General features: G+C 70.6%; 13 protein-coding genes. 6 read left to right on the plus strand and 7 right to left on the minus strand.

What is annotated here, in order from left to right; all coding sequences use genetic code 11:
- Positions 1-154: 154 nt before the first annotated feature.
- The 3 genes from ABTZ89_RS28005 to ABTZ89_RS28015 form a co-directional block, all read right to left on the minus strand.
- On the minus strand, positions 155-796 hold the full coding sequence (locus ABTZ89_RS28005) for a response regulator (RefSeq protein WP_270954229.1): 642 nt from the start codon (positions 794-796) through the stop codon (positions 155-157).
- Between the two features lie 55 nt (positions 797-851).
- Complete coding sequence (locus ABTZ89_RS28010; RefSeq protein WP_270954228.1) at positions 852-1385, minus strand: DoxX family protein; 534 nt, start codon at positions 1383-1385, stop codon at positions 852-854.
- Between the two features lie 69 nt (positions 1386-1454).
- On the minus strand, positions 1455-2054 hold the full coding sequence (locus ABTZ89_RS28015; RefSeq protein WP_502949605.1) for a macro domain-containing protein: 600 nt from the start codon (positions 2052-2054) through the stop codon (positions 1455-1457).
- A gap of 376 nt (positions 2055-2430) precedes the next feature.
- On the opposite strand from ABTZ89_RS28015, the gene pheA reads away from it, so the two are divergent.
- Both pheA and ABTZ89_RS28025 read left to right on the plus strand, forming a co-directional pair.
- Entirely contained in the window at positions 2431-3354 is a 924-nt protein-coding gene (gene pheA, locus ABTZ89_RS28020; RefSeq protein ID WP_351050159.1) for a prephenate dehydratase, read from the plus strand.
- Complete coding sequence (locus ABTZ89_RS28025; RefSeq protein WP_351050162.1) at positions 3351-3998, plus strand: histidine phosphatase family protein; 648 nt, start codon at positions 3351-3353, stop codon at positions 3996-3998. Before pheA ends, ABTZ89_RS28025 begins: the two co-directional genes overlap by 4 nt.
- Positions 3999-4231: 233 nt before the next feature.
- Here the strand turns inward: ABTZ89_RS28025 and ABTZ89_RS28030 are convergent, their stop codons facing one another.
- Positions 4232-4582: a metallopeptidase family protein gene (locus ABTZ89_RS28030; RefSeq protein ID WP_270954224.1), complete on the minus strand. Its 351-nt coding sequence runs from the start codon at positions 4580-4582 to the stop codon at positions 4232-4234.
- A gap of 17 nt (positions 4583-4599) precedes the next feature.
- A complete protein-coding gene (locus tag ABTZ89_RS28035; protein ID WP_270954222.1) occupies positions 4600-5592 on the minus strand; it encodes a septum formation family protein in 993 nt (330 codons plus the stop codon).
- 117 nt (positions 5593-5709) lie between these two features.
- On the opposite strand from ABTZ89_RS28035, the gene ABTZ89_RS28040 reads away from it, so the two are divergent.
- Positions 5710-6405, plus strand: coding sequence for a hypothetical protein (locus tag ABTZ89_RS28040; protein WP_270954221.1), 696 nt, complete (start codon positions 5710-5712; stop codon positions 6403-6405).
- 3 nt (positions 6406-6408) lie between these two features.
- Complete coding sequence (locus ABTZ89_RS28045; RefSeq protein WP_270954219.1) at positions 6409-7575, plus strand: glutathionylspermidine synthase family protein; 1167 nt, start codon at positions 6409-6411, stop codon at positions 7573-7575.
- A gap of 38 nt (positions 7576-7613) precedes the next feature.
- Here the strand turns inward: ABTZ89_RS28045 and ABTZ89_RS28050 are convergent, their stop codons facing one another.
- Positions 7614-8333 (minus strand): GolD/DthD family dehydrogenase, encoded by a 720-nt coding sequence (locus ABTZ89_RS28050; RefSeq protein ID WP_270954218.1) that lies wholly within the window; start codon positions 8331-8333, stop codon positions 7614-7616.
- Between the two features lie 241 nt (positions 8334-8574).
- On the opposite strand from ABTZ89_RS28050, the gene serS reads away from it, so the two are divergent.
- A complete protein-coding gene (gene serS / locus ABTZ89_RS28055; protein ID WP_270954217.1) occupies positions 8575-9837 on the plus strand; it encodes a serine--tRNA ligase in 1263 nt (420 codons plus the stop codon).
- 43 nt (positions 9838-9880) lie between these two features.
- Here serS and ABTZ89_RS28060 read toward each other — a convergent pair whose 3' ends face one another.
- Positions 9881-10477: an endonuclease gene (locus ABTZ89_RS28060; RefSeq protein ID WP_351050168.1), complete on the minus strand. Its 597-nt coding sequence runs from the start codon at positions 10475-10477 to the stop codon at positions 9881-9883.
- A gap of 98 nt (positions 10478-10575) precedes the next feature.
- Here ABTZ89_RS28060 and ABTZ89_RS28065 point away from each other — a divergent pair.
- Positions 10576-11200 (plus strand): helix-turn-helix domain-containing protein (locus ABTZ89_RS28065; protein WP_351050171.1); only part of this gene is annotated, 625 nt, incomplete at its 3' end.

Below are 11200 nucleotides of genomic sequence, written 5' to 3' on the forward strand. Positions count from 1 at the left end.
TCTCCACAGGTGACCCGGGTTGTCCACAGGTCCCGACACGCCGGGTCCCGACACGCCCGGGTGTGCAGTTTCAATTGAAACTGTAAATCCCAGGCACGGCGGAGCACAGTTTCAATTGAAACTGCGGGAGGGGGTCACCGCACCGGGCGACCGGTCAGAGCTGGCCCTGGCGGCGGGCGACCCAGGCGGCGGCCTGGGTCCGGCGCTCCATGCCCAGCTTCGCCAGCACCGAGGTCACGTAGTTCTTCACCGTCTTCTCGGCCAGGAACAGCTGCTCGGCGATCTGCCGGTTGGTCAGCCCCTCGCCGATCAGCTCCAGCACCCGGCGCTCCCGCTCGGTCAGCGCCGCGAGCTCGTCCTGCTCCGGGTTGGCGGACTGGCGCAGCCGGGCCAGCACCCGCCCGGTGGTGATCGGGTCCAGCAGCGACCGGCCCGCCGCCACCTCGCGGACCGCGTTGACCAGGTCCTGGCCGCGGACCTGCTTGAGCAGGTAACCCGACGCCCCGGCGTTGATCGCCCCGACCAGCGCGGCCTCGTCGTCGAACGCGGTCAGCACCAGGCAGTACGGCGGATCCGGCAGCTCGCGGAGCCGTCGGCACAGCTCCAGGCCGTCGCCGTCGGGCAATCGCATGTCGATGACCGCGACGTCCGGCCCGGTCGCCTGCGCGCGCACCAAGGCCTCGCCGACGCCACCGGCCTCGGCGACGATCGCGACGTCCTCCTCGGTGTCCAGCAGGTCGCGCAGACCGCGCCGGACCACCTCATGATCATCGACTAGCAGCACGCTCACGGACACACACCCACGCTACGTACGTCTCGGGCGAAAGGTGCGCGGAGGGTCGAATCCGCTGCTATTTCTTGATCTTCGCCACGCCCTTGGCCGCGCCGATGGTCTCGTGGGTCTTCCCGGCGACCTTCCGCGCGCGGCGCTTGGCCTTGCGGGCACGGCGCTTGGCCCGGTACTTGACCGACGGCTTGCCGCCGGTGTCCACCGCGGTCAGCAGCAGCCCGCCGAGCAGGCCGACGTTCTTCAGGAAGTGGACCTGCTGGTTGGCGCGCTCCTGCTGGTCGTCGATCTCCCAGTACGCGTGCGCCGCCAGCGTCGTCGGCACGATGCTGCCTGCCAGCAGCAGCGACGCCAGCCGCGGGAACTTGCCGAGCGCCAGCATCGCGCCCGCCCCGACCTTGACCGCGCCGTCGATGCGCACCAGCGTTTCCGGGTTGGTGGGGAACTGCTCCGGCAGCGAGTCCTTGATCGGGCCGGTGGCCTTCTCCAGCAGCGGGGCCGCCGCTTTGGCGTGGTTCGGCGCATCGCGCAGCGCCCCGATCCCGCCGTAGACGAACACCGCGGCGAGCATCGGGCGGGCCAAACGGCGAATCAGCATCGGAGAACCTCCTCGGTGGTCAGCCGGTGCGCCCGACGGTACTCATTGCCGCCGGGTTCCGCTTGATCGTCAGAACCGATCGGCGTGGGCGAACACCTCGTCCCAGGCGGCGGCGATCTGCCGCGCGCACAGCTCCGGCTCGACCCCGCCGATACCGGTGCCCAGACCGGGCATGGCGACCGACCGCACCACCTGCCGCACCAGCGCGCCGTTCTCCAGCACCGCGCTGGCCCACAGCCGCAGCACCGCGCGCGCCGCCAGGTAGGGGTGCACGGTGTCGGCGGGCAAGCGCTCACCGGGTTCCCGCATGGTGGGTGCGCTGATCAGCCAGATCGGGTTCGGCGCCCCCGTGGGCACCAGCAGCGCTTCGCCGACCGGCAGCTCGCCGCCGTGGTAGGCCAGCACGGCGCTGCGCACCTGCTCCTCCACGTCGGGGAAGGTCCGCGCGTACACGGCGTCGATCCCGCCGCGCATCCAGCCGTACGAGTTCGCCGGGCTCACCACGGCATCGACCGACAGGTCGAGAACGGAGCCCTGGTGGACGGTGAGGCCAGCGCGGTCCTCAGCGATCTCCTGCCAGGCTGCGGCGAGCGGCTCGTCCAGCGCGCAGAGGACGAGCTGCAGCTCCGGCTCCGCCCTCTCCGACGAGCAACCCGAATCTGCGGTCACGCACACAGCATCGCAGGAAAGGTCCCCCGAGTGGCATTGGGTAGGTCACACCTCGGAGGTTTCGGGAGGTGGCGGCTTCAAAGAGCACGGGGTTGGTCTGCGTGGCGGTGCGGGTAGCGGAACCTCAGCGCCCGCCTGACTCCGGGATCTCCTCCTGACGTATTAAGCGGATACGCGGCGTCGGAGCTGTCCTCGCCAGGCGAACGCTGAGAACCCGCGGCGGTGCGAGTTGCGTGCGCGGGTCATGCGCCTGGCGGCGCATGCGGCCATTGCCACCCGGTGCTGGTCGTTCTTCGCGGTGGCTGTTCACCACCGAAAGCGTCTTCGCCGCTTGCCTGACGGTGGCCCGGGTGGCGGGCTTCTCTAGGCTGGGCCCGTGCCACAAATCGCGTACCTCGGCCCGGCGGGCACCTTCACCGAGCAAGCCACCAGGTCGCTCACCGGGGACTTCGACGCCGAACTCGTGCCCTGCGAGACCGTTCCGCTGGCCTTGGCCGCGGTGCGCAGAGGCGACGTGCTGGCCGCCGGAGTGCCGGTGGAGAACTCGGTGGAGGGCTCGGTCAACGCGACGCTGGACGCGCTGACCGAGGACGAGCCGCTGGTCGCGGTCCAGGAAGCCCTGCTGCCGATCCAGTTCGACCTGCTGGTCCGGCCGGGCACCGAGCTGGCCGCGATCCGCACCGTGACCAGCCACCCGCACGCGCTCGCGCAGGTCCGGAACTGGCTCGCGGAGAACCTGCCGAACGCGGAGGTCCGGGCCGCCAGCTCGACGGCAGCGGGTGCCGCGGCGGTGGCGGCGGACGAGTCCGACGCGGCGATCTCCGCGCCGGTCGCCCTCGAGCACTACCCGTCCCTGGAGCGGCTGGTCGGCGGCATCGCCGACGTGCGCGACGCGGTGACCCGGTTCCTGCTGGTGCGCCGCCCGGGCAAGCTGCCGGAGCCGACCGGCGCGGACCGCACCTCGCTGTGCGCGGTGATCAGCGACGAGGTCGGCACGCTCGCCGACATGCTCGCCGAGCTGTCGCTGCGCGGCATCAACCTCAGCCGCATCGAGTCCCGCCCGCTCAAGGACCGCTTCGGCGAGTACCGGTTCTTCCTGGACTTCGACGGGCACGTCGCGGACGCGCGGATCGGCGACGCGCTGACCGCGCTGCGCCGCCGGTGCAGCACCGTCCGCTTCCTCGGCTCCTACCCGAAGGCCGACCGGTCGCCGGCCAGCGTGCGCCCGTCCGCCTCGGAGCAGGCGTTCCTGGCATCGGCGCAGTGGGTCGAGGACGTGCGGGCGGGGAGGCTGGCATGAGCGGTTTCGAACTCGAAGCGCCCAGCGGGCTGCGGCTGCTCCTGATCCGCCACGGGCAGACCCCGGCCAACGTGGACCACGTGCTCGACACCCTGCCGCCCGGCCCCGGCCTGACCGAGCTCGGCCGGCAGCAGGCGGCGGACCTCGCCGAGCGCCTGGCCGAGGAGAAGATCGTCTCGATCCACGCCAGTCGTGCCGTTCGCGCGCAGATGACGGCGCAGCCGTTGGCGGATCGGCACGGGCTGCCCGTCGAGGTCGTCGAGGGCACGCACGAGGTCTACGTCGGTGACCTGGAGCGACGGGGCGATCGGGAGGCGCTGCGGACCTTCGAGGAGGTCTACGGGCTGTGGCACGGCGGAGAGCTCGACGTGCCGATGCCGGGCGGGGAGAGCGGTCGCGAGGCGCTGACCCGGTTCGTCGCCGGAGCGCGCAGCGCGATCGACGGTTCCGGGGACGGCGCGGTGGCGCTGGTCAGCCACGGCGCGATGCTGCGGTTGGCGGCGTGCACGCTGGCGGCGAACGTCGACGGGACGATGTCGAACGCGGTGTACCTGCCGAACACCGGCGTGATCGTCCTGGAATCCGACCCCGACGCCCGGACCGGCTGGACCTGCACCGCCTGGGACGGCCTCGAAACCCTCTGACACGCCCCGGCACGTCCGACCCCGACACACCGGCGCGTTGTACCGCAGTTTCAATTGAAACTGCGCTCCCACGGCATGTCGGGCCCCGACACACCGACACCTGCGGACAGGTCCCGAGCCCCACCCAACCGCACCTCAGGGGACCGTGACGCAACTCAGCCACAAGAAACCCCGAAACCGCGAGATCACTCCGAAACGTAACCACCACTGTGAATCGCGGAGAGGCGGAACTGTCAGCCCCAGCCGAGGGTGTGGAGCTTCTCGTCGTCGATGCCGAAGTGGTGGGCTATTTCGTGGACCACGGTGATCGCCACTTCGTCGACCAGTTCGTCCTCATCCGCGCACATGTCCAGCAGCGGGTCGCGGTAGATCGTGATCCGGTCCGGCATCACCCCGGCGTAGGTGCTGTCGCGCTCGGTCAGCGCGATGCCCTCGTACAGGCCGAGCAGCGACGGGTCGTCGGGGTTCTCGTCCTCGACCAGGACCACGACGTTGTTCATCGCGGCCGCGAACTCCGCGGGCAGCAGGTCGAGCGCGTCCCCGACGAGCTCCTCGAACCGGGCTCGGGTCATCTCCACCGGCATGACCTCGTTCTACCAGCTCAGCGGGGTTCGGTGGCGGGAGCGCCGGGCTGGCCGGCGGCGATCTGCGGCGCCGGTTCCTTGCCGACGCGCACGTCGCCCTTGATGCTGCCGGTCACCGGCGCCAGTCCGCTGCCGTCCGGCAGCTGCGCGCTGACCTTGCAGTTCACCTGCCGCGATCCGGCGTTCCAGCTCTCCTCCGAGAGGGTGTCCCAGTAGATGACCAGGCCCTTGTCCTTGGCCGCGTTCGGGTCGCCCGCGAAGCGCCCGGTCAGCTCCCCGCACCGGGTGAACAGGAACGGGTCCTGGTCCTTCTCGGCGGGCCAGCCGCCGGGGAACTCCTCGCCGAGGTTGACCACACCGGTGATCTCCACCGCGTGCGGCTTCGCGCAGTCCACCGGGTCCCACACCGCGGTGCCGTTGATGCCCAGGCAGCGGCCTTCCGAGTAGATGTTGGACTGGTCGGTCGTCGAGGCGCTGCCCTTGATCGGGTAGAGCTTGCCGGACGGTCCGGGCTGCTGGAGACCGCAGTGCAGCGTCCGGTCGCCGTCGGCCCAGCCCTCCTCGCTCGGGGTGAACGCGCCGACGCTGAACCGGCCGTTGGGGTCGAACCGGCCGGACAGGAACCCGGTGGAGACCTCCACGCAGCGCTCCTGCTTGATCTGCTGCCACTGCTCGGTGCCCGGGAACGGCGCCTTGTCGTCGAACTGCGGGCGCAGGTCGGCGGTGCCGGTGACCTCGAACAGGTGAGGCTCGTCGCAGGTGACCTGGCGGATGTCGGAGGCGTCGGCCTCGGCCCAGCTCAGGCAGCTGCCCGGCGGTGCGCTGAACACCACCTTCGGTGCCGGCGACGAACCCTGCTGGTCGGGGCCGGCGCTGCGCGTGCCGGTCGGCCAGTTGAGCAGCGCGCTGACCACCAGGACCAGCAGCGCACCGATCACGGCGCAGATCATCACGAGCCGGGTGTTGGGCTTGTTCCGGCTGGGGCTCGGGGGTGCATCGGGCGCTGGCATCGCAGACATCATGCCTGGTTCGAACCAGCGTTGCGCGGTTACCCGCAGTGGCTTCGGAACCGATTCGTTGCCGGGGGCGTCATCTCGATAGGTAATGTTGCTTCCGGGAGTGGGGCTATGACGGAAGATGGCAAGCCAGTGGCAGATGAGCAGCAGGGCGAGGGGACGCCGCCGCCCAACCCGCCGACGCAGCCCGAGCAGCAGCCGACGGCAGGACCGCAGCAGGGGCGGATCCGGTACCAGGATCCGGACAGCACGACCCCGCGCGAGCCGACGCTGGCCGAGCAGCGCGCCCGCATCGCAGCGGAGAAGCGCCGGGCCGAGCAGGAGCGCGCCGAGCTCGAAGCCGCTGAGAAGAAGAGCCAGAACCGCCGCCGCCTGATGATCGGCGGCGGTGTCACAGTCGGCGTCGTGGCGCTGGTCGCCGCGATGTACTCGGCGTCCGAGGTCAGCAACGAGGCCAGCGCCAGCGAGCAGTACTGCGCCACGGACCAGTCCGGGCAGCCGGGTGTCCGGGACAACGACGACTTCTGCAACGAGCAGTACGTGACCTCCCACGGCGGCCACATGGGCAGCGGCGGGATGTTCTTCATGCCGATCTTCCTGCCCGGCACCACGATTCCCAGCGGGCAGTACAGCTCTTACCGCTACGCCTACACACCCGCCGGTGTGTCGGCGCCTCCGGTGGGCTCGCCGGCGTCCGGATCGTCGTTCACCAAGCCGTCCGGTTCCACGATCAAGGACACCAGCGGCAAGACCATCCAGCGCGGTGGCTTCGGCATCAACAACAAGAGCGGCAGCACCGGGAGCTGACGAGTGCGACGCAGGACAACCGACCGCAGGCCGGACTGGCAGAGCAAGGTCGAGGAGCTGGGGCTGGTCTTCGGCACTCCCGCCCGCGCGGCCGACGGATCGGCGCGCCCCTACTGGGACGAGGGCGTGCACTACGAGTTCAGCCTCGACGAGGTCCTCTCGCTGGAGGCCGACGTCGAACTGCTGCACTCGATGTGCCTGGACGCCGTCGACCACGTGATCACCACCGAGCGCTACAAGGACTTCGGCATCCCGGAGTGGGTGTGGCCGCACATCGCCGAGTCCTGGAAGCGCGGCGACCCGCACCTCTACGGCCGCTTCGACCTGCGCTACGACGGCACCGGCCCGGCCAAGCTGCTGGAGTACAACGCCGACACCCCGACCTCGCTGCTGGAAGCCGCGGTCGTGCAGTGGCACTGGCTGACCGAGCGCCACGAGGGCGACGACCAGTGGAACTCCATCCACGAGAAGCTGGTGGAGCGCTGGGGCGAGATCAAGGACCAGCTGGCCACCAACGAGGTGCACTTCACCTGGTCCTCGGCCGACACCACCGGTGAGGACAACATCACCGCCGCCTACCTGCAGGAGACCGCGGCGGAGGCGGGCCTGGACACCGTCGGCCTGGCCATCGAGGAGATCGGCTGGGACAGCCTGCTGGAGCGCTTCGTCGACCTCGAAGAGGCGCCGATGAACTCCGTCGTCAAGATCTACCCCTGGGAGTGGATGGTCGACGACGACTTCGGCAAGCACGCGGTCGACACGCTGCCGGCCACCCAGTGGGTCGAGCCGCTGTGGAAGATGCTGCTGTCCAACAAGGCGCTGCTGGCGGTCCTGTGGGAGATGCACCCCGGGCACCCGAACCTGCTGCCGACGTTCCTGGACCAGCCGGGCCTGCTCACCGAGTACGTCCGCAAGCCCCGGCTGGGCCGCGAGGGCAACAACATCAGCGTCGTCGCGCCGGGTTGGGAGACCGAGACCGCCGGGATCTACGGCGAGGAGGGCTACGTCTACCAGGCGTTCGACCCGCTGCCGGAGTTCGACGGGATGCGCCCGGCGCTCGGCGCCTGGGTGGTCGGCGACTCCTCCGCGGGCCTCGGCATCCGCGAGACGGCAGGTCTGATCACCGACGACGGCGCGGCCTTCGTCCCGCACCGCATCCCGGAGAGCTGAACGGGGGATGCCGCCGGGCGAGGCGGCATCCCGCGGGCTCAGCGGATGGTGAACCCGCCGTCCACCTTCAGCTCGGTCCCGTTGACCATGGCCGCTTCGTCCGAAGCGAGGTAGGTCACCGCGGCCGCGATCTCCTCCGGCTCGGCGAACCGCCCGGCCGGGATCTCAGCGCGGTGCGCGTCGCCCTTCGGGTTGTCCCAGGCCGCGCGGCCGAGCTCGGTGAGCACCACCGTCGGCGAGACGGCGTTCACGGTCACGCCGCTGGGTCCCCACTCCAGGGCCAGGGTGCGGGTCATGCCCATGATCCCGGCCTTCGACGCGCAGTAGGCGACGTGCTGGTCCAGGCCGACGCTGGCGGCCTGCGAGGCGAGGTTGATGATCCGGCCGCCGCCCTGCTCGACCATGCCGCGGCCGACCGCCTGGGCCATCAGGAAGCTGCCGGTGAGGTTGACGTTCAGGGTCAGCTGCCAGTCCTGCACCCCGATGTCGGTGGCGGGCGCGAGGCGCACGATGCCGGCGGAGTTGACCAGCACGTCGATCCGGCCGTGCCGGTCCACCACGTCCTGCACGCAGTTCTGCACCGACTCCGGGTCGGAGACGTCGACCCGGTGCCCCGACGCGCACGCGTCCGGGACCTCCGGGGCGAGGTCGGCTCCGGCGACCACCGCCCCGCGGGCGGCCAGCACCCGGGCGACCTCGGCGCCGATCCCGGAGGCGGCACCGGTCACCAGGGCAACTTTTCCAGTGAGTTCGAACATGGCTCAGCAATCCCCGCGTCGTCGTCTTCTGGCTCGCTCAGGCGCGTTCGCCCGCGTAGCCCGAAGGGTGCTGCGGGGGTCGAAGCGGTGAGCCGAGCCGCTCCCCGGCCGACCGGCGGAGCGAGCTCGATTCCTATCACCCGCCGCCCCACCTGCGCAGCACCTGGGCGTTCGCGCACCGCCCGGGCACGCACCCCCCTGCGAACCTGTGAGTTCACCGCGAGGACTACGCTGACCAGCTGTGATCGACCTGAAGACGCTACGCGATGATCCGGAAGCCGTGCGCGCATCGCAGCGCGCACGGGGTGAAGACGCGTCCCTGGTGGACGCGCTGCTGTCCGCCGACGAGCGTCGCAGGTCCGCGGTGTCCCGCGCGGACAACCTGCGCGCCGAGCAGAAGCAGCTCGGCAAGAAGGTCGGCAAGGCCAAGGGCGAGGAGCGCGACGCGCTGCTGGCCCACGCCAAGGAGCTCTCCGCGCAGGTCAAGGAGGCCGAGGCCGCGCAGTCGGAGGCCGACGACGAGCTGCTGCGGACCCAGAAGGCCGTCCAGAACATCGTCGAGCCCGACGTCCCGCCGGGCGGCGAGGACGACTACGCCGTGCTCAAGCACGTCGGCGTGCCGCGCGAGTTCGACTTCGAGGTCAAGGACCACGTCGAGCTGGGCACCGCGCTCGGCGCCTTCGACATGGAGCGCGGCGCGAAGGTGTCCGGCGCCCGCTTCTACTTCCTCACCGGCATCGGCGCCCAGCTGGAGCTGGCGCTGCTGAACATGGCCGCCGCGCAGGCCACCGCCAGCGGGTTCAGCCTGGTCGTGCCGCCGGTGCTGGTCCGCCCGGAGATCATGGACGGCACCGGGTTCCTCGGCGCGCACTCCACCGAGGTCTACCGCCTGGAGGAGGACGACCTGTACCTGGTCGGCACCTCCGAGGTGCCGCTGGCCGGCTACCACTCGGGCGAGATCCTGGACTTCTCCGACGGTCCGCTGCGCTACGCGGGCTGGTCGACCTGCTTCCGCCGCGAAGCGGGCTCCTACGGCAAGGACACCCGCGGCATCATCCGCGTGCACCAGTTCAACAAGCTGGAGATGTTCGTCTACTGCCGGGAAGAGGACGCCCGGGAGGAGCACCAGCGCCTGCTGGCCTGGGAAGAGGACATGCTGGCCAAGATCGAGGTGCCCTACCGGGTGATCGACACGGCGGCCGGTGACCTCGGTGCCAGCGCGGCCCGCAAGTTCGACTGCGAGGCCTGGGTGCCCAGCCAGCAGACCTACCGCGAGCTGACCTCCACCTCGAACTGCACCACGTTCCAGGCGCGGCGGCTCAACACCCGCTACCGCGACGAGGAGGGCCGCACCCAGATCGCGGCGACCCTCAACGGCACGCTGGCCACCACCCGCTGGATCGTGGCGATCCTGGAGAACCACCAGCAGCCCGACGGTTCGGTCCGCGTCCCGGTGGCGCTGCGCCCGTTCCTCGGCGGCCGCGAGGTCCTCGAACCCAAGTGACGTTCGCGTGAGCGGCGATGGTCGTTAGAACCACCATCGCCGCTCACGAGGTCATCGCGAGCGCGGTCGCGAGCCGGGCCAGGTCGTGGCCCTCGACGAGCTCGGCGAGGGCGTCGGGATCGGCCCGCAGGCCCAGCTTTCGCGCCCCGGCCAGCGCTTTCTCGTCGAAGAACGGCCGGATCTCCGGCCACACCAGCTGCACTTCGCGGCAGAAGACGTCCGCCCCGACCGGGCCGATGCGCGGTACTTCGGTGAGCAGTTCCCGCAGCACGTCCAGATCCCCGTCGGCCTTCGCGCGCATCCGGCGCAGATCGCCGTGGTACCGGTCGATGAGCAGCTGCGCGCCTTTCCCGAGGGCGGTCGACGTGCTCTCGTCGTACCGGACGTAGTGCCCGCGGTCGAGCGCGTCCACGCGCTGCTGCCAGGTCGCGTCGCACATCTTCTGCGCAGTGCCGAACTCGGCGAGCTCGCGCGCCGCCGACACCGCCAGCTCCGCCTTGATCCGCGCCGACAGCAGCGTCACCAGCACCAGCAACCGGTACAGCGGTGCGGGCTTGTTCTCCAGGTTGATCCCGGCTCGGGCGGCGAGCGTGCTGCCCTCGTCGTCCAGCAGGCGTTGCACGGTCTCCTGGGCTCGCATCACCACCACCCCCCTTGCCGAACTCGGCTACCCGCCGAGCGCTCGGGGCACACGCGCGATCGCAGCGAATCCACCGGACGCGACTTATGGTGGGTCACGTGTCCGATACCCCTGGTAGCACGCGTGCTCTCGCCCTCGCCGGGCTAGGCGACCGGATCCGCCGGTTGCGGGCGGCGCAGGGCCTCGACCAGGGCGAGCTGGCGGACCGGGCGGCGCTCGACGTGACGCAGCTGGTCAACATCGAGCAGGGCGAGGCGATGCCGTCGCTGGACGTGCTGGCGCAGGTGGCGACCGCGCTGGACGTCGGGCTGTCGCAGCTGTTCACCGACTGCAAGCCGGGCCCGGCGGCGATGGTGTTGCGCGGCAACGAGGTTCCGACGGTCGACACCGACGGCATGGCGTTGCAGGTGCTGACGCCGCGAGCCGTGATCCCCGGCCTCTACGCCGCGCGCTACCGGATTTCCCCGACCAGCGAAGGTGTTCGGCCGGTCAAGCACGAGGGCCACGACTGGCTCTACGTGCTCAGCGGCCAGTTGCACGTGGACTTCGAGCAGGGCGCGACGACCTTGCGGGCCGGGGACAGCGTCAGCTTCAGCGCCCGCGTGCCGCACCGGCTCTCGGCGTTGGGACCTACCGCACCGCACCGATGGACTTCAAGTGGCCGGAAGGCATCGAAGAGGTCCCGCAGCTGGTCGGGATGGACGGCGACGTCGCCCGTTTCAA

Source organism: Saccharopolyspora sp. NPDC002686 (genome assembly GCF_040295745.1).
GTDB lineage: Bacteria > Actinomycetota > Actinomycetes > Mycobacteriales > Pseudonocardiaceae > Saccharopolyspora > Saccharopolyspora oryzae.

What these genes read in the sequence shown, in the direction of transcription:
- ABTZ89_RS28050 (WP_270954218.1), bottom strand. Translation starts at nt 8,333, where the DNA reads ATGTTCGAACTCACTGGAAAAGTTGCCCTGGTGACCGGTGCCGCCTCC.
- ABTZ89_RS28035 (WP_270954222.1), bottom strand. Translation starts at nt 5,592, where the DNA reads ATGCCAGCGCCCGATGCACCCCCGAGCCCCAGCCGGAACAAGCCCAAC.
- ABTZ89_RS28025 (WP_351050162.1), top strand. Translation starts at nt 3,351, where the DNA reads ATGAGCGGTTTCGAACTCGAAGCGCCCAGCGGGCTGCGGCTGCTCCTG.
- ABTZ89_RS28040 (WP_270954221.1), top strand. Translation starts at nt 5,710, where the DNA reads ATGACGGAAGATGGCAAGCCAGTGGCAGATGAGCAGCAGGGCGAGGGG.
- ABTZ89_RS28060 (WP_351050168.1), bottom strand. Translation starts at nt 10,477, where the DNA reads ATGCGAGCCCAGGAGACCGTGCAACGCCTGCTGGACGACGAGGGCAGC.
- ABTZ89_RS28010 (WP_270954228.1), bottom strand. Translation starts at nt 1,385, where the DNA reads ATGCTGATTCGCCGTTTGGCCCGCCCGATGCTCGCCGCGGTGTTCGTC.
- ABTZ89_RS28030 (WP_270954224.1), bottom strand. Translation starts at nt 4,582, where the DNA reads ATGCCGGTGGAGATGACCCGAGCCCGGTTCGAGGAGCTCGTCGGGGAC.